Source organism: Azospirillum sp. RU38E (assembly GCF_900188385.1).
In the GTDB taxonomy this organism is placed as follows: Bacteria; Pseudomonadota; Alphaproteobacteria; order Azospirillales; family Azospirillaceae; genus Niveispirillum.
Genome location: NZ_FZOI01000004.1, coordinates 1 through 15,221 on the forward strand (window position 1 = coordinate 1; position 15,221 = coordinate 15,221).

The following is a 15,221-nucleotide window of genomic DNA, read 5'->3' on the forward strand; positions in this document are numbered from 1 at the left end:
TCTTCTTACGCCGCCGCCTGTGTCGGGGCATGCCCCGACACAGGCGATCAATACCCGCCATTCCAGCATGCCGTCAGATTTAGTCCAGACTTTTATACCTGAAGGCCGGCCTCGCCAGCATCGGCGAAGATGGTGACATGGCGGGTGCCCTCCGGCCATTGGAACCGCCGCACGCCGTCAGCCGACAGCCCGGCCCAGGTGGGAATACCGAAGATCGCTGTTGCCGCCAGGGCCGTCTCGATGCCTTCGGCCACGCCCAGATGACCGTCTGCGCTGAGGGGAACCAGCCGGACATGCCCGTCCGCGACCGGCCCCAGCATCTTCTTGCCCGGCGGGGCCTTGCCCGAACCATCCTCCAGCAGGAACGTGCGGTGGATGCCGCCGGTCGGCTGGCCCGTGCCGTCGCGCACCAGGGCCACCATGCCGGGCCAGCCGCGCGCGCTGTCATAGTCGGTCAGGTCGTCATGGAACAACAGGTCGGGTGAACCGGGTGCCATCAAACCCCGGCTGCGCAGATAGGCTTCTGCCACCGTACCGGCCAGCGGGCGGCAGCCGTCGAGGATACGGGCAATTTCCAGGCTGTGGTCTGGACGGGCGGTCGCGGGTCGGGCCACCGGCAGCGGCATATCCAGACGCGCCAGCCGGGCCGCTTCCTCGAACAGCGGCGCGTCCTCCAGGCCGGTGGCGTAATGGATCAGGTCGATGGGGCCAGCACTTTCCCCCGTGGCGAAGTCGAAGCCCCAGCCGGCATGGCTGCCGGCCAGATGGATGACGCAGGAGCCTTCGTTGCGCGGTGGCCGACCGGAGAGATCGGCACAGCGCAGGGTGCGGCGGTCGGCGGACAGGCGCCCCCTGGGGAACAGGGCCGGCAGCCAGTCGGGCGCCGATGCCGCCAGCCGGTCACGGACCTGGTGCAGATCGATCCGGGGCGACGGCTGCCAGACATCGTTCAGGTCGATCATGCCAGGATCACCAGCCCCTTCTCGGCCCGGGTGATGGCGGTGTAGAGCCAGCGGGCGCGGTCCTCCGCCGTGCGGCCCAGCCCATCGTCCCAGACGATGACGTTCTCCCACTGGCTGCCCTGTGCCTTATGGCCGGTGATGGCCCAGCCATATGTCGCTTCGACCAGATGCCGCTTCTCCTTCCAGTCGCGGTCGTGGCGGTCCTTGTCCAGGGTGTGGTGATCTTCGAAATGCCCCTTGTAGAGGCGCAACCGCTCCCGCTTTCCCTCCGGGCCGACAGGGCCGATGGCGTTGCCATCCTCGTCGGCCACCGTGGCGGAGAAATACAGGCCGCCCTCATCCACGATGTCGTCCAGCGTCAGGAACATGCCGTTGATCAGGCCAAGGTCGTTGCGGTTCTTCAGGCAGACGATCTTCTCGGCCGGCCCCGTCGGCAACCAGCCGCCATTGAAGCCGGCAGCACGGCGCAGCGCGTTGTTCAATTGCAGCCGGGTAGCGTTCAGGCCGCAGATCACCTGTCCGCCGCGCAGGCACTGGTCCGGCGTCACCGCCGTCTTGGCCAGCTTCCAGACGTGATCATCCTGCCGGCCCATGGGGATCGGCCGGCCCTCGCGCGCCCAGGTGGCCAGCCGGATGACGGCGCTCTCCGCCGCCTGCCGGTGGATCTCGGTCAGCATGATGTCGGGATCCTGTTGCGTGAAGGCGCCTTCGCCCTTGATAGGTGGCAACTGTCCGGGATCGCCCAACACCAGGATAGGCTTGCCGAAGGACAGCAGGTCGCGGGCCATGTCGGTGCCCACCATCGACACCTCGTCCAGCACGATCAGCCGGCAATGGGCGGCATCGCTGTCGGGGTTGAGGTCGAAGCGCGGCTTGCGCATTTCTTTCAGACCCTGGCGCATGGCCTCAATCGCTGCATCGGCGGTGACGCGCTCAAAGCCGGACAGGGTGCGTGCCTGCTGCTCGGCCTCGGCGATCTTCTGCCGCGCCGCCTCGATCTCCTCCTCGGTTGCCGCGATCACCCGGTAGATCAGGCTGTGGATGGTGCGCGCCGGCGTGCCCTTGCGCCGCAGCACCAGAGCCGCCTTGCCGGTGAAGGTGGCGGTGACCACGCCCGGCACCATGGTGCCGCCCTCCTTGCCGGAGCGGTGCGGATCAAGGCCGAGATCGTCGAGCGCGAATTTCAAAACGGTGCTCTTGCCGGTGCCGGCATAGCCGAACAGGCGGAACACCGGCTGTTCACGGGTGCGGTTCTCAAACCAGTCGCGGATGGCGGCGATGGCACGGGTCTGGATGGCGGACGGGGTGATGCCGGTCATGGCGCGGGCCCCCAGCAACGGTTCTGCCAGGCACAGGGCGCGTGCCATTCCCCGCCGGTCCAGCCTCCGCGACACAAGGCCGAGGTGCGGTGGGCGGCGGCACGGGGGAGCAGTTCCTGCGCCGCGGATGCCCGCACCACCTCCACCGCCCGGTCGCTCATCCGCTGCGCCAGCGGCGCATCATAGGGCACCAGTTCGGCGTGCAGTTCCCAACTGTCGCGGTTCAGCGCCGTGAACAGGGCCGGTTCGGCCAAGTCCATATAGGCCTGATAAAGCGCAATCTGTGCCGCGTAGACCGGCCGAGCCAGGACGACACCCCGCTTGACCACCTCCTTCCACGGGGCTGCCCCCAGGCATTTATTCTCCCACAGGGCCGGATAGGCCATGGCGGCGGGGCCGGAGACGACGCAGCCGTCGATGTGGCCGCGGAACCGCCCGTCCAGCGCCGAGAAGCCGAACTGCCTGCCGTCCCGGCGGTGGGTGCGCAGGTCGAAGCCGGCGGCGCGCAGCCAGTCGGCCACCACATCCTCGCCACGATGGCCGGCCTCGAAGATGCGCAGGGTGGCGCCCGCGAACCCGGCGCCCGCGTCCTTGGGCAGGGCGAGATAGTCGTACTGGATCTGGCGCAGGCATTCGCGGCCGATGCCAGAGGTGCTGACATAGTGCCGGGGCGGCTGTGCCTGGTTGCGGGTGGCCAGGGCAGCATCGATGGCAGCGTTGATGGCGGCGGCAATGCCGGGGTCGCGAGCCGGTCGCTCATACTGGCAGCCGGAACCGTGGTTAAGGTCGATCATGGCGGCAGCCCGGTTTCAGAAGGGAATCGGGTCGTCCAGCGCGGTGCCGGTCCGCTCCTGCACGCCGGCTTGGCGCTGCATACTCTCGACATAGCCGGTGACGGCAGCCTCGATCAGGCGGTCGATCTCGGCGGCGGTGCGATGGAAAAAGGGTTCCATCAGGCCAAGGTCGGTCAGCGCCTCGGCAAAGGGGCGGCGGGCGTCCTTCAGCGCCCGCACTTCCCGTGCGGTCTTGTCGATCATCCCGTTATTCTCCTTTACCAGACGGGATCCTGCATCAAGGCAGCCCATGGAGCAGAAGCGGTGGAACAGCAGTGGATTGTGCCGGTGCAGGTAGAGGAAGCCGCGTCCCTCCCGGTGGCACAGTTCACAAGGGCCTATCCGAGCAAGAGCCGGGTCAGGTCCTGGCTGTCGTTTGGCTTGTCGCGGATCCGTTGGGCGGCCAGCACCACGAACCGGGCGACGGCGTTTGCTGCCATCGCTTCCAGCTCTGTCAGCGTCAGCACCGAAATGGGCTGATGCAACCGACCACGTCCTTCCAGCCATTGTCCGATCGCCTTTGCCGCTTCGCGCGTTGCCAGCGCCTGCCATTCATCGTTCGTCATGCCGGTGGTGCCGGCCCGGTCAGCCGTTCAGCCATGCCGGCCCAGCCGGAGCGGCGGGCGGCGATGGGGGCGGCGTGGTCTGGCCCGCCCAGGCGGGGGCCGCATTCCAGGCAGTGCCGCTGTTGGCGGTGGCCGGTGGGTTGGCAGCCCAGGCGGGGCCACCTTGCGCCGCGGGTTCTGTCGCTTTGCGGGGCTTGGCGTTCACCGGTTCGGGCGGCACCGTCTCCCCGCGCAGCACCATTGCGTGCTGCGGCTCATCGGGCGTCACCACACGGGCCAGCTTGTTGGCATCCTTGTATTGCGGGTTGCTCGCCGGCTCGACCATGATGCGGGCGACAAAGGTGATGCCGTCCAGATCCTTCAGTCCGCGCAGGGTGCGTTTGGCCTTGGCGGCATCGCCCATGTCCTTGGGATCCAGCCCCAGGGCACTGTCCACCATGGCGCGGAAGGCGGCCTTGGCGATGTTCCAGCCCTTGGACACGCCCTTGTCATCCAGCTTGCCGCCGGCCACGGTGAAGTTCTGCCAGAATTTCCGCCGGGCGAACGGCCCCTCGACGACGGTGAATTCGCAATCCAGCATCTTGGCGTCGGAGGATTTCGAGGCGGTCAGCAGCCCGGCATCCAACGGGCTGGAGCCGTTCACGCCGCCGGGGCGGATGGTCATGCGCACGCGGGCGAAGGTACCGTCCGGGATCAGGTCGCCGGCCGGGGCCATCTGCGGCTGGGCATCGTTCAGATCATACATGGTGCTCTCCTTCAGGCGGTCGCGGCGGCAGTGCCGGGCGCGTTGATCTTGGTGAAAAGGGCGGTGAGGTCAGGCGGCTCGGTCGGGTCGAGGCGGCCGCTGCGGTCCTTGGCCGGCAGGCCCCAGGGATTGCCGGCGCGACAGACCAGCCGCCGGTGTTCGCCCTTCTCGTTGAAGGCAAATCCGCCGTCGTTGGTGCTGTCGAAGAAATGCATCGTCATGACCTGGTCGACGATGCCCGGCAGTTCGCGGCCGATCTTGGCGCCCTCCATCTGGGGCTGCCAGGTGACGGCGTTGAACTCATCGGTCACCTTCTCCAGCACCCCAACGAAGATCACCGTCTTGCCCGGCGCGTGCTGCAGCAGCTTCAAAGCGTGGATCACCTCACGCCCGAGCAGGCCATACGCCCCCCGCACATCGGGCTTGCCGGTGCGCTCAGAAAAGGCCTCGGGCTGCTGGCGGGCGAAGGTCATCACCTGCCGGGAAAGGTCGGTAATGCTGTCAACGAACAGGATGGGCTTGGAGGCAAGGAACGCTTCCAGCCCGCTATCGGCGTGACTGGCCCGGACATGCTGGTAATGCGCCTCGCCATAGGTGGCGGTCGGGTGGACCGCCGGGTCGGGGCCGCTGATCAGAACGACGAGATCACGGAAATCCAGATAGCTGCGGATCGGGATGCTGGTGCCCCGCCAGTCCTGGACGGATTTCAGCCCCGCCTCCAGGTCGAGGCACAAGGTACGGTCCGGCGGCAGGGTCTTCAGCAGCGAGGTCTTGCCGACACCGGGTGGTCCGAAAACGGCAAAGCTCGTCTTGTTGCTGGCGGCCGACAGGCGCTCGTCGGCGGTGATGATGCGGATGGCCATGATCTATGGCTCCTTGGAAAGGCAGGTCGAAGGGGTGCGGCGGGGTGTTGACCAGGCGCCGAAGGGAAGCCCGCCCGTCCTTGCGGATAGGGCCACCCCGCCGCGTCCGGGGTGGTCAGCGCGGCTTTGGCCGTTCCAGGCGGAAACCCGGTTTACCGAAGCGCAGCGTCCGGGCGGGCTCAAACAGCCGGCGGATTTCCGGCGGCCACGCGCCATAGCGGGTTTCGCTGACCTTGATTTCGGTGGTCACATAATCGTCTGCGTTAGAGCCCCAGGATCGGAGGGTTTCGACAGCCGCCCGCAGCTTGCCCTGGTCATAGTCAGGCTTTTTCGGCAGGTCGCAGATGGCGACGAAGCCCTCGGCCTCTTCGATGCGGACGGTGCCGGCATCCTTGCCCAGGGCATGGCGCAGGGCCTGGGCGCGCTCGCCATACCGCAGAGCCAGCGCCCCGTTCAGCCAATCGTCCAGCCGTTTCAGCCGGGCCTTTTTCTCGGCCAGATCGTCCAGCAGCAGTGCCAACTGCTCGACCGGCAGGCCAGCGATCTCACCCACCGGCATTCCCACCAGATCGTCGAGCGTGATCCGATTGTTCATGGAAATCTCCTGCCGGCGCTCACGCCGGACATCTTGATTGCGAGATAGGCCATGTGCCCGTCGGCCCGGCGGCGCTGTGCCGCCGTCACCGTTTCTTCGGCAACCAGCGTCAGAACGCGGTTGGCCAGCCGGCACAGCGCCTGCCGCTGCGGGTCGGTCAGGGTGGTGCTGCCGCGCTCACGGTCGGCAGCAAGATGGCCAATGTGGTAGAGAAAGTGCTCGCCCGGCTGTGCGGTCCGGAGCCAGTCCAGCAACGCGGTCTCGTCGGTGAACAGGGGGCGGGTGGGTTCGGTGTTCTGCATCCCCATTTCAGTACTGGAGGCAGGCTCCTGGACAAATTCGCGTGTTTTCGCCCTGTTTCGCCCGCGAACCGGAGAGAAAACAAAGTGATCGCTGCGGGATTCTGCGCAGGTGTCTGCTGTCATCGCCTGGGTCATGCGACCGCCTCCCGCTGCTTTTCAGCTTCGAAGGCTTCGATATCTTCCAGGCGGTAAACGACGCGGCCGCCGATCTTCAGGTATTTCGGCCCCTGTCCCAGCCAGCGCCACCGCTCCAGGGTGCGCGGGCTGATCCGCCAGCGCCGGGCCAGATCGGTCTGGGTTAAATGTGTGATGTGCATGGACATCTCCGCTGCTGCATCTCGTCTTTTCATCCAGTCACGTTGGGGTGCTTGGATATGCGAGGATTTTCAGCGGATTACGGTTCTGCCGATATGGTCAGACCCGAATTTTCTTGTGACGTCCGGACACGAAAAAGCCCCCCATTTCCGAGGGGCTGATACGGAGTGCGTGACGTGCGGGCTTCAGCTTGTGACGGAGCGACTTCAGGCCTTTGACAACAGTGCGGACTCGCTTCGGATGTCGGCCATCGAAACTTCCCGCAGCGCCGGGTTCAACCGATAACCGGAACGCTCTTTGGTCTGAATGAAAGTATCTTGGTCAAGAGGGATGCCGAGACTGACGACAAGAGGCTCAAGCGCCTCCCGGAGCCGGCGTAATTGCTGCCGCATGGACGGATCGCTCAGCCCAAGCCGATCCGCCAGATCGACTGAAGCCATAAACGGGATCTCCTCATCGACAGCTTTTGCCCTCCGGAAATTCTCGATCAATGCCTCAACCATCCGGAAATTTGCCCCATCAAGACTGTGCTCCCCGCGAAACAGCACCCGCTTCCCCTGTCCATCGACGGCGAATTCAAGGATGGGGGCGCTGAGCCTGTCGATGAAGGCCTTGGTTCGGGTATCATAATCAGGGGCCGGAGCGACTTCGACATGTCCCCGGCTGAAGCAGACGGCCAAGAGAGAACCGGATGGCAGCTCATTGCGGAATAGGGATCGGGAATGCTTGGTCACTGCATCGGCAATGACGTCTTCCACAGCTTTTGCGTGCCGTTGGAACAGACTGTAGAGCCTTGTGCCGGCTTCGTCGGCTGACAAGCCGGGAAACCGGTCCAATGCTGGTACGATTTCAGGATGATCGATCAGAAAGCGTTCTTTCGAGGTGCTTCCCAGCCGCTGGAAAAAGGATACATAACTGAGGGCCATGCGTAGATCGTCATCGATGCTCCGGTCCGCCAGGAGCAGGTCCCGCATATAGCTGTCCGCGGGCTCGTGATCGCCCATTCCGGCAGCCAACACCGCAAAACGGCGGTCAATGCATTGCGAGCAGACACCGCAATGCTTTTGCGTTCCAGTCCATTTTCGTGGTCGTGTGCAACTGACCGTCATCGCCAGCATGTCTGAGAAGCCCGCGTCCCTGATCCTGAGGACGACCTCCTTCTTGGTCAGCCATTGCAGTGGCGTGCGGATTTGGATGTCGCGCTCCAGCAGGGCCGAGAACAGCCCCTCCAACCCCCGCAGGACCTTTGGATGCGTGGTGCGGGTCGCCCGCCCGCCGATCACGTCACCTGCCAAGGGCAGGTTGATGCTGACCACACCATTCTCGTAGAAGCTGAAACTGTCCTTTCCGGACATGCGCGCGACAACCAACCCGAGACAGGCGAAAAGGAATGAACGGGTTCGCTGGGTGTATTCACGCGCGCGCTCACCTTCATTGCTGACCCATACAGGAATGTACGAGATCTTTCGCTCAAAGCCGCGCTGCTTTAGGCCGTTGATAAGAAGTTCCTGAACATTACGAACCTTCGTTGATGAAGAATGACCGACGAGGGTGACTGACTTATCGTTGATAGCGACATCGTCCACCGCGCCCGCGAACGAATCAATGCCGCCTGAGAACAGAGCAACCTCGTCATTCTCCATTGAGCCGTCGATCAGATTTGCAAAGTAAAGTGACTGCGGCTGCGCCGGTGCCTGCGCTTGCCGGAAGTCAAACTCGTAGCTGTCGTCGGAAAGGAAACCAAGTGTCTCGATCAGAAGGTCGTTGATTTCTGGATCCTGCCATACGTCCAACTGCCGGACTGGGATAGAAAAATGCAAACTACGTCGCCAGTCTTCTCCGAAATTCGGCAGATTTTCCGATCCGCGCCCGATCCGCTGATCAGCGCAGTAGACATAGGCCGCCAATTCCAGAAGATCAATCAGCAGGTCCGGAACATTTCCCAGCATCGTTCGGGTGATGTAGTCGATGCGAAGCTTAACGTTCCGGCCAGGGCCTTGCACATCCATGATGATGGACTCAGGGGTAGAAGACTGCGCAACGCCACATTCGATCCGGTGGTGTCTCACGATAAACCCTTCCTCTGGCCCCTTCTCTGCTCCAGTTCGCGCCCAATTTTCTCCACGGCAAAGGCAGAGAACCTACCCATGTCTTGTCTGGTTATTGTCCGACCATCCCGGTAATGGTTCTTCCCCATCCAGTCGCGTGCAAAATTACGCATGATCAGTGCGGCTTCGTTACAGTGCCGTTTGATGGCATCATCAAATGTCCGGAGATCTGAAACAGATCGACTAAGCCTATCGACGCCGACCATTTTGTGAATATTTCGATCCACGTAGTAGCGAATAACCCGCCCCACGAAGTTCGCATAAAAGCTGTGCGCCATCACAGCAAACGACTCCGTGCCCTTCAATGTCGAAAGGGTTGTCCTGAGATCATCTGCGGTCGGCTGCCATAGACTGGGCAGCCGGCTTTGAATGGCCTCACCCAAAGCGGATGCACCAGCACGACGCGCGATTTCGCCGAGATCCGTCACGTCTGCGTGCTGTCGCCGCTGGAACCGTTCAAGTGCGCGATCGTAGACGACCAGCATTTCCGACAATGTCGTCGGTAACGTATCAGGCAACCCAATTTCCTGGCAGGCACCGGCCACATCAGGAGAACCAACCGCCTGAGGAAGTCGCGCTAACAACCATAGTGCTTCGACAAATAAGGGATCTTGCTGGCCGCGTTTCAGAGCATCCTGGCCAATTTTGGTCACCTGATCGACCAGATCGTCCGTTGGCGTTCCTCCAGCAACGAGATAACGGACAATCTCCGGCAGGGAACGAAGGGCAGGCAGCTTTCCAAGACGCTGGTGGCCCATAATTTGCCCCTACCAACAGTCGTTGGTCTGGTTATGGGCGGCAACCATGCTCAAAATCGGGGAACAGAACCGATAGACAGATGCCATTGCGCGAAAGCCTATGCATTGATGTCGCATTTCGGAGATGTTGGTAGAAGCATCTCAAAAAAAAGTCTCCCGCGCCAAGATTTTTACCACCCACCCGAAGATGCGTTCGCGACCGGGGGAGAGCCATTGGTTGATGGGGTGGCGAACTGATGCCGAAGGTCATGATAGATGCGACCGGTATGGGAATGCAGGGTACGCATTCCCATACCGGCAATTCCTTCTTCTTCGCCCTGCCGCGATAAGCATATGACTTTACTTCTATTTTTTGTCCCAGACGCCTACGGTCCGCGCCATCGACATCAGTTGCGGACAATCTCCATGGACAAGCCCCTGAGCGGCCCCAACGCCCTCGGCCCCGACCGGATGACAGCAGAGGAGCGGCTGGCCGAGGTGGGCCGGTTGCTCGCCGCCGGCCTGTTGCGCGTGCGTGGCGGAGACATTCGCCTGGACTTCTCGCCTGCCCAGCGCGGTGGTGGTCGCGAACCACGCAACAGGGTTGGAGGGTGAGGATGACGCGGGCGCAGGCACGAAAACAGGCGAGCGGGCTGCCCCGTCCCGGTACGGACCCGGAACGGGACGCCACGGTGCTGGCGCGGCTGGCCGCGCTGAAGGAAATGACCGTCAACGAATTGAAGACGGAATGGCGCCGCCTGTTCAGCGCAGACGCGCCGAACAACAGCCGTCCGTTTCTGGAAATGCGCTTGGCCTGGCGCATTCAGGAACTGAGCTATGGCGGCCCCACGCGGGAAACGGCCCGGCTGCTGGATGCGCTGGCCGACGAGGTGAATGGCAAGCCCGGTCGCAAGGCGATGCTGGTCGATCCGCGTAAGCCGGTGGCCGGCACGCGGCTGGTGCGCGAATGGAACGGGGTGGAGCACACCGTCACCGTCCTGCGCGACGGATTCGAGTTTGAGGGAAGGGCCTTCCAGTCCCTGTCGGCGGTTGCCCGCACCATTACCGGCACGCGCTGGAACGGCTGGCGCTTCTTCGGGCTGCGGGAAATCGGAAAGGACAAGCCATGAAGCGGACAAGCACCCCCGCCAGCCCGCCCCAACGCCGCCTGCGCTGCGCCATCTACACGCGCAAATCGACCGAGGAAGGGCTGGAGATGGAATTCAACAGCCTGGACGCCCAGCGCGCCGCCTGTGAGGCCTATATCGCCAGCCAGAAGGGCGAAGGCTGGGTGGCGCTGCGGGACCGCTACGATGATGGCGGCTATTCCGGCGGCACCCTGGAACGGCCGGCCCTGCAACAATTGCTGGCCGATATCGATGACGGGCTGGTGGATGTGGTCGTCGTCTACAAGATCGACCGCCTGTCCCGCGCCCTGATGGATTTTTCCCGGCTGGTCGAGGTGTTCGATCGCAACGGCGTCACCTTCGTTTCCGTGACCCAGAGCTTCAACACCACCACCTCCATGGGCCGGCTGACGCTGAACATCCTGCTCAGCTTCGCCCAGTTCGAGCGGGAGGTGATCGGGGAGCGGATCAGGGACAAGTTTGCCGCCTCACGCGCACGCGGCATGTGGATGGGCGGATACGTGCCCACCGGTTATGACGTGAAGGACCGCAAGCTGGTGGTGAACGCGGCGGAGGCCGCGACCATCCGCATGATCTTTGAACGATTCGTGCAGTTGGGCTCCGCCACCGCCCTGGTGGCGCAACTGGCCAACGAAGGTGTCGTCAGCAAGCGGGGCAAACCCATCGACAAGGGCTTTCTCTACAAGCTGCTGAACAACCGCATCTATCTGGGGGAAGCGGTCCACAAGGGCACGTCATATCCGGGCGAACATGTGGCGATCATCAGCCAGGATCTGTGGGACAAGGTCCATGCTATCATGCAGGAAAGCCCACGCTCCCGCGCCGCCGCCACACGGGCACAGACGCCGGCTCTGCTGAAGGGTCTGATCTTCGGGCCGACCGGCACCGCCATGACGCCAACGGCCACCAAAAAGGGCAGCCGTCTATATCGGTACTACGCCTCGATGGATGTGATCCGGGGGCGGTCCATCGACCCGGGTTCCGGCGCCCCGCTGCGCCTGCCGGCGGAGATGGTGGAAAATGCCGTGATCCGGGAGGTGCGCCGCCTTGTGCGTATGCCGGAGATCGTGGCGCAAACCCTGGCAGCGGCCCGCCCCGAAGCACCCGACCTGACCGAGGGAGAGGTGGTGGCGGCACTGGACCGGTTCGATGAGATCTGGTCTGCCCTGTTCGTGACCGAACAGGCGCGTCTGGTGCGGCTGCTGGTGGATCGCGTCACCGTTACCGCAGACGGCATCATCGTTGACCTGCGCACAGCCGGCCTGGGCACAATGGTGCGCGATCTGCTCACCCCGCGCAGCCTGGAGAGCGTCGCATGAGCAACAGCCCCGATACCATCCGCATTGTCATCCCGCTGGCCCTGAAGCGCCGCAACGGCCGCCCCCGCATCGTGCCGCCCGCCGAGATCGAAATGGCCGCCGACGGGCGCACGCCCGATCCCCGTTTGTTGCGGGCCATCGCCCGCGCCTGGGACTGGCGTCGCCGGTTGGAGCGGGGCGAGGCAGCAACCCTGACGGACATCGCCGCCGCGGAAGGGGTGACGGTGCCCTTTATCAGCCGATTCCTGCGGCTGGCCTATCTGTCGCCGGCGGTTCTGGAACAGCTTCTGATCAACCGCCGCCCGAGCCCCCTGTCTCTGGACCGGCTGGCGACCGTTGCCCAGGCACCATGGCAGCAGCAGCCGGGCTTGGTTTTCGAGGAGTGAGTTAGAGATTAACGCCTCCACATCGGCAATGCGGGGAGGCTATTTCTCCAAAATTCGCGCGGCTTCACTGAACATAGACCCACCACGCAGCGGGCGCATAATTTACTGACGGTTGGAATGACTGCCGCAACCAACTCGAATCAGTGAAAATGAACGCACCAAGCCAATGCATAAGCGTTGGTTTTTGTTCGATTTTCTGAATCTGTACTGAAACGGGACCGGTAAAGTCGGTTGGAGACGGAGACGCCGAATCCGGGTATCGGGGCGATGCCACCGCTGCTCCACGGTAAAACCGCAGGCGCTAAACCCCTTTGATCCAAAAAGAAAAAAGGCCGCGTGAGCGGCCCGGTTCCTGGTCTCTATCAGGTAGATGGCGGAGGGGATGGGATTCGAACCCACGATACCAGTTTCCCGGTATGACGGTTTAGCAAACCGTTGCCTTCAGCCGCTCGGCCACCCCTCCGCACCGTGTGCCGCCCGTTCCCTTTCGGTCACCGGCGTCGTCGGTGGAGGGGTGTTTAAGGGTATGAAGCGGGCTTGTCAACGCCTCTAACTCACCCCATTGTAAAAAGATGATCCGCACGGGCTTGCGGACCATGCCGGGACGGGGGCGACCCGGCGAAAAGCCGCCCAGAAGGCTGTTCGGCGGGGTTTCCGCCGCCAAATCATGGAGATCGAACGATGTTCGGACATCATGCCCCGGGTCCGGTAATGCCGGCCACCCCCATTGCTTCACCAATGATTCGTTCCGGCAACACCCTGGCGCGGCTTGCTGGGGTGCTGGGGCTGTCGCTGATGCTGCTGGCCGGCACGGCGGCACATGCCGCCAGCGCCTGGGATTCGGTGAAGTCGGAGAAGGCCCCGCCCCTGCCCAATGAAGGGCTGGTGGAGCAGGATCATGATACGCTGGACAAGCTGATGGTGCGCCCCGGCGTCAATCTCGCCAGTTATGGCAAGGTGATGCTGGCCCCCATTGGGCTGAGCGTGGAGCGGCGCTTTGATGAGGTGCTGCTGTCCAACCGTGACCGCGACCACGCCATCGAATATCTGACCGAGAAGCTGCAGAAGGCCATGGGGCCAGCCCTGGTGGATCAGGCGGGCCCCGGCGTGTTGAAGCTGGAGATCACCTTCACCGATTATGTGCCCAACCGCGCCTATAATGCCCGCAAGGCCAGCGGCACCATGGTGGACCGAGTCTATTCCGTGGGCAGTGCCGCTTTCCAGGCCGTTATCCGCGACAGCCAGTCAGGCCAGGTGCTGGCCACCATCGCCGATGCGGATATGGGCCTGCCCTTCCCCGACAATGTGAATACCTACACGTTCTACGGCGATGCAGACCGGTTCAGCAGCCGCTGGGCCAAGCAATTGACCAAGCTGCTGGTTCCGGCAGCCAACCAGGGCAGTTGAGCCGTAACGTATCCCCTGGATGCAGAAAAGGCCCCGGCAGTGATGCCGGGGCCTTTTTACTGAACCGACAGGGCTGACTGTTGATCAGCCCTTCAGCTTCTGCGCCAGAATGTCGTTCACCATGGCCGGGTTGGCCTTGCCCTGGCTGGCCTTCATCACCTGGCCGACGAAGAAGCCGAACAGCTTGTCCTTGCCGGAGCGATATTCGGCCACCTTGTCAGGGTTGGCTTCCATCACCTGGGCGATGACGGCATCAATGGCGCCGGTATCCGTCACCTGCCGCAGGCCCTGCTCATCGACGATCACCGCCGCCGGCTTGCCGGTTTCCAGCATCAGGGCAAACACATCCTTGGCCAGACGGCCGGAGATGGTGTTGTCGGTGATCAGATCGATCAGGCCGCCCAGATCAGCGGCGGAGATCGGCGATTCGCTGATATCCTTGCCGGTCTTGTTCAATGCCCCCAGCAGATCGCCGATGACGAAATTGGCCGCCATCTTCGGGTCGCGGCCCTTGGCCACTTCCTCATAGAAATCGGCACGCACCCGCTCGGCCACCAGCACGCCGGCATCATAGGGTGTCAGCTTGTACTGGTCGATGAAGCGGGCCTTCTTGTCGTCCGGCAGTTCCGGCAGGGTGGCCTTGATCTGGTCGACAAAGCCCTGTTCCAGCACCAGCGGCAGCAGGTCCGGATCGGGGAAATAGCGGTAATCATGCGCCTCTTCCTTGGAGCGCATGGAACGCGTGATGCTCTTGCCCGGATCCCACAGCCGGGTTTCCTGCACCACCGTGCCGCCTTCCTCGATCAGTTCCACCTGGCGCTGTGCCTCATACTCGATGGCCTGCTGCACATAGCGGATGGAATTGACGTTCTTGGTCTCCGTGCGGGTGCCCAGCGGGCCGCCCGGCTTGCGCACAGACACGTTGATGTCGCAGCGCATGGAACCTTCTTCCATGTTGCCATCACAGGTGCCGAGATAGCGCAGGATGGTGCGCAGCTTACGCAGGTAAGCCGCCGCCTCTTCCGGTGCCCGCATGTCGGGCTTGGAGACGATTTCCATCAGCGCCACGCCGGCCCGGTTCAGGTCGACATAGGTCTTGGACGGGTGCTGATCATGCAGCGACTTGCCAGCATCCATTTCCAGATGCAGCCGCTCAATCGCCACTTCCCGCGTGGCACCATCGGCCAGATCCAGGATGATGGTGCCTTCGCCGACGATCGGCTGCTTGAACTGGCTGATCTGATAGCCCGAAGGCAGATCGGCATAGAAATAATTCTTGCGGTCGAAGACGCTGCGCAGGTTGATCTGCGCCTTCAGGCCCAGGCCCGTGCGGACCGCCTGTTCGACGCAATATTCATTGATCACCGGCAACATGCCGGGGAAGCCGGCATCAACGAAGCTCACTTGGCTGTTGGGCGCGGCACCGAATTCCGTGGCAGCGCCACTGAACAGCTTCGCCTTGGAAATGACCTGGGCATGAACCTCCAGCCCGATCACAACCTCCCACTCACCCGTCTCGCCCTGAATGCGGTAAGCCATCGTCTCTGCGCTCTGAGTAACGGAAATAGACAAGGTTGTTTTCTGGCGGGATTCGCCGCAAAGGGCAAGGGGCTTGC

Annotated in this window: 18 protein-coding genes and 1 tRNA gene; 5 read left to right on the forward strand and 14 right to left on the reverse strand. The window is 63.2% G+C overall.

The window, feature by feature from the left end; translation table 11 throughout:
- Positions 1–92: 92 nt before the first annotated feature.
- The 12 genes from CHB97_RS09625 to CHB97_RS09675 all read right to left on the reverse strand — a co-directional run bounded on the left by CHB97_RS09625 (position 93) and on the right by CHB97_RS09675 (position 9,366).
- A complete protein-coding gene (locus tag CHB97_RS09625; protein WP_244559478.1) occupies positions 93–962 on the reverse strand; it encodes a toprim domain-containing protein in 870 nt (289 codons plus the stop codon).
- Positions 959–2,329, reverse strand: a complete 1,371-nt coding sequence (locus tag CHB97_RS09630; protein ID WP_244559479.1) for an ATP-dependent RecD-like DNA helicase — start codon at positions 2,327–2,329, stop codon at positions 959–961. Before CHB97_RS09630 ends, CHB97_RS09625 begins: the two co-directional genes overlap by 4 nt.
- Entirely contained in the window at positions 2,278–3,075 is a 798-nt protein-coding gene (locus CHB97_RS09635; protein ID WP_089287771.1) for a hypothetical protein, read from the reverse strand. Before CHB97_RS09635 ends, CHB97_RS09630 begins: the two co-directional genes overlap by 52 nt.
- 15 nt (positions 3,076–3,090) lie before the next feature.
- Positions 3,091–3,318: a DUF6511 domain-containing protein gene (locus CHB97_RS26780; protein WP_244559480.1), complete on the reverse strand. Its 228-nt coding sequence runs from the start codon at positions 3,316–3,318 to the stop codon at positions 3,091–3,093.
- 134 nt (positions 3,319–3,452) lie between these two features.
- Entirely contained in the window at positions 3,453–3,680 is a 228-nt protein-coding gene (locus tag CHB97_RS09645; RefSeq protein ID WP_089287772.1) for a hypothetical protein, read from the reverse strand.
- A 19-nt stretch (positions 3,681–3,699) separates the two neighbouring features.
- Positions 3,700–4,425, reverse strand: a complete 726-nt coding sequence (locus CHB97_RS09650; protein ID WP_089287773.1) for a hypothetical protein — start codon at positions 4,423–4,425, stop codon at positions 3,700–3,702.
- Between the two features lie 11 nt (positions 4,426–4,436).
- Positions 4,437–5,288, reverse strand: coding sequence for an ATP-binding protein (locus CHB97_RS09655; RefSeq protein WP_089287774.1), 852 nt, complete (start codon positions 5,286–5,288; stop codon positions 4,437–4,439).
- A 115-nt stretch (positions 5,289–5,403) separates the two neighbouring features.
- The gene (locus CHB97_RS09660) at positions 5,404–5,883 is read right to left on the reverse strand and encodes a hypothetical protein (RefSeq protein WP_200819886.1); all 480 of its coding nucleotides are present in this window, start codon (positions 5,881–5,883) and stop codon (positions 5,404–5,406) included.
- The gene (locus CHB97_RS26360; protein WP_160105732.1) at positions 5,880–6,320 is read right to left on the reverse strand and encodes a hypothetical protein; all 441 of its coding nucleotides are present in this window, start codon (positions 6,318–6,320) and stop codon (positions 5,880–5,882) included. Before CHB97_RS26360 ends, CHB97_RS09660 begins: the two co-directional genes overlap by 4 nt.
- A complete protein-coding gene (locus CHB97_RS09665; RefSeq protein WP_089288095.1) occupies positions 6,317–6,502 on the reverse strand; it encodes an AlpA family transcriptional regulator in 186 nt (61 codons plus the stop codon). Before CHB97_RS09665 ends, CHB97_RS26360 begins: the two co-directional genes overlap by 4 nt.
- Before the next feature lie 204 nt (positions 6,503–6,706).
- A complete protein-coding gene (locus CHB97_RS09670; RefSeq protein ID WP_089287775.1) occupies positions 6,707–8,569 on the reverse strand; it encodes a 7-cyano-7-deazaguanine synthase in 1,863 nt (620 codons plus the stop codon).
- On the reverse strand, positions 8,566–9,366 hold the full coding sequence (locus CHB97_RS09675; RefSeq protein WP_089287776.1) for a hypothetical protein: 801 nt from the start codon (positions 9,364–9,366) through the stop codon (positions 8,566–8,568). The genes CHB97_RS09670 and CHB97_RS09675 overlap by 4 nt, the downstream gene beginning before the upstream one ends.
- Before the next feature lie 405 nt (positions 9,367–9,771).
- On the opposite strand from CHB97_RS09675, the gene CHB97_RS09680 reads away from it, so the two are divergent.
- From CHB97_RS09680 to CHB97_RS09695, 4 genes are read left to right on the forward strand one after another with little or no spacing between them, the layout of a single operon-like run.
- Positions 9,772–9,960 (forward strand): hypothetical protein, encoded by a 189-nt coding sequence (locus tag CHB97_RS09680; RefSeq protein ID WP_089287777.1) that lies wholly within the window; start codon positions 9,772–9,774, stop codon positions 9,958–9,960.
- A gap of 2 nt (positions 9,961–9,962) precedes the next feature.
- On the forward strand, positions 9,963–10,475 hold the full coding sequence (locus CHB97_RS09685; RefSeq protein WP_089287778.1) for a DUF2924 domain-containing protein: 513 nt from the start codon (positions 9,963–9,965) through the stop codon (positions 10,473–10,475).
- The gene (locus CHB97_RS09690) at positions 10,472–11,812 is read left to right on the forward strand and encodes a recombinase family protein (RefSeq protein ID WP_089287779.1); all 1,341 of its coding nucleotides are present in this window, start codon (positions 10,472–10,474) and stop codon (positions 11,810–11,812) included. The genes CHB97_RS09685 and CHB97_RS09690 overlap by 4 nt, the downstream gene beginning before the upstream one ends.
- Positions 11,809–12,198 carry a hypothetical protein gene (locus CHB97_RS09695; RefSeq protein WP_089287780.1) on the forward strand — a complete coding sequence of 130 codons (390 nt, stop codon included), beginning with the start codon at positions 11,809–11,811 and terminating at the stop codon, positions 12,196–12,198. Before CHB97_RS09690 ends, CHB97_RS09695 begins: the two co-directional genes overlap by 4 nt.
- A 371-nt stretch (positions 12,199–12,569) precedes the next feature.
- Here the strand turns inward: CHB97_RS09695 and CHB97_RS09700 are convergent.
- Positions 12,570–12,661: transfer RNA gene (locus CHB97_RS09700), tRNA-Ser, on the reverse strand.
- A gap of 248 nt (positions 12,662–12,909) precedes the next feature.
- Here CHB97_RS09700 and CHB97_RS09705 point away from each other — a divergent pair.
- The gene (locus CHB97_RS09705; RefSeq protein WP_160105734.1) at positions 12,910–13,605 is read left to right on the forward strand and encodes a DUF3313 family protein; all 696 of its coding nucleotides are present in this window, start codon (positions 12,910–12,912) and stop codon (positions 13,603–13,605) included.
- A gap of 84 nt (positions 13,606–13,689) precedes the next feature.
- On the opposite strand, the gene gatB is transcribed toward CHB97_RS09705, so the two are convergent.
- Complete coding sequence (gene gatB, locus CHB97_RS09710; protein ID WP_089287782.1) at positions 13,690–15,144, reverse strand: Asp-tRNA(Asn)/Glu-tRNA(Gln) amidotransferase subunit GatB; 1,455 nt, start codon at positions 15,142–15,144, stop codon at positions 13,690–13,692.
- Between the last annotated feature and the right edge of the window lie 77 nt (positions 15,145–15,221).

What these genes read in the sequence shown, in the direction of transcription:
- CHB97_RS09660 (WP_200819886.1), bottom strand. Translation starts at nt 5,883, where the DNA reads ATGAACAATCGGATCACGCTCGACGATCTGGTGGGAATGCCGGTGGGT.
- CHB97_RS09685 (WP_089287778.1), top strand. Translation starts at nt 9,963, where the DNA reads ATGACGCGGGCGCAGGCACGAAAACAGGCGAGCGGGCTGCCCCGTCCC.
- CHB97_RS09690 (WP_089287779.1), top strand. Translation starts at nt 10,472, where the DNA reads ATGAAGCGGACAAGCACCCCCGCCAGCCCGCCCCAACGCCGCCTGCGC.
- CHB97_RS09675 (WP_089287776.1), bottom strand. Translation starts at nt 9,366, where the DNA reads ATGGGCCACCAGCGTCTTGGAAAGCTGCCTGCCCTTCGTTCCCTGCCG.
- CHB97_RS09645 (WP_089287772.1), bottom strand. Translation starts at nt 3,680, where the DNA reads ATGACGAACGATGAATGGCAGGCGCTGGCAACGCGCGAAGCGGCAAAG.
- CHB97_RS09630 (WP_244559479.1), bottom strand. Translation starts at nt 2,329, where the DNA reads ATGGCACGCGCCCTGTGCCTGGCAGAACCGTTGCTGGGGGCCCGCGCC.
- CHB97_RS09655 (WP_089287774.1), bottom strand. Translation starts at nt 5,288, where the DNA reads ATGGCCATCCGCATCATCACCGCCGACGAGCGCCTGTCGGCCGCCAGC.
- CHB97_RS26780 (WP_244559480.1), bottom strand. Translation starts at nt 3,318, where the DNA reads ATGATCGACAAGACCGCACGGGAAGTGCGGGCGCTGAAGGACGCCCGC.
- CHB97_RS09695 (WP_089287780.1), top strand. Translation starts at nt 11,809, where the DNA reads ATGAGCAACAGCCCCGATACCATCCGCATTGTCATCCCGCTGGCCCTG.
- CHB97_RS09680 (WP_089287777.1), top strand. Translation starts at nt 9,772, where the DNA reads ATGGACAAGCCCCTGAGCGGCCCCAACGCCCTCGGCCCCGACCGGATG.
- CHB97_RS09650 (WP_089287773.1), bottom strand. Translation starts at nt 4,425, where the DNA reads ATGTATGATCTGAACGATGCCCAGCCGCAGATGGCCCCGGCCGGCGAC.
- CHB97_RS09705 (WP_160105734.1), top strand. Translation starts at nt 12,910, where the DNA reads ATGCCGGCCACCCCCATTGCTTCACCAATGATTCGTTCCGGCAACACC.
- CHB97_RS09635 (WP_089287771.1), bottom strand. Translation starts at nt 3,075, where the DNA reads ATGATCGACCTTAACCACGGTTCCGGCTGCCAGTATGAGCGACCGGCT.
- CHB97_RS26360 (WP_160105732.1), bottom strand. Translation starts at nt 6,320, where the DNA reads ATGACCCAGGCGATGACAGCAGACACCTGCGCAGAATCCCGCAGCGAT.
- CHB97_RS09665 (WP_089288095.1), bottom strand. Translation starts at nt 6,502, where the DNA reads ATGCACATCACACATTTAACCCAGACCGATCTGGCCCGGCGCTGGCGG.
- gatB (WP_089287782.1), bottom strand. Translation starts at nt 15,144, where the DNA reads ATGGCTTACCGCATTCAGGGCGAGACGGGTGAGTGGGAGGTTGTGATC.
- CHB97_RS09625 (WP_244559478.1), bottom strand. Translation starts at nt 962, where the DNA reads ATGATCGACCTGAACGATGTCTGGCAGCCGTCGCCCCGGATCGATCTG.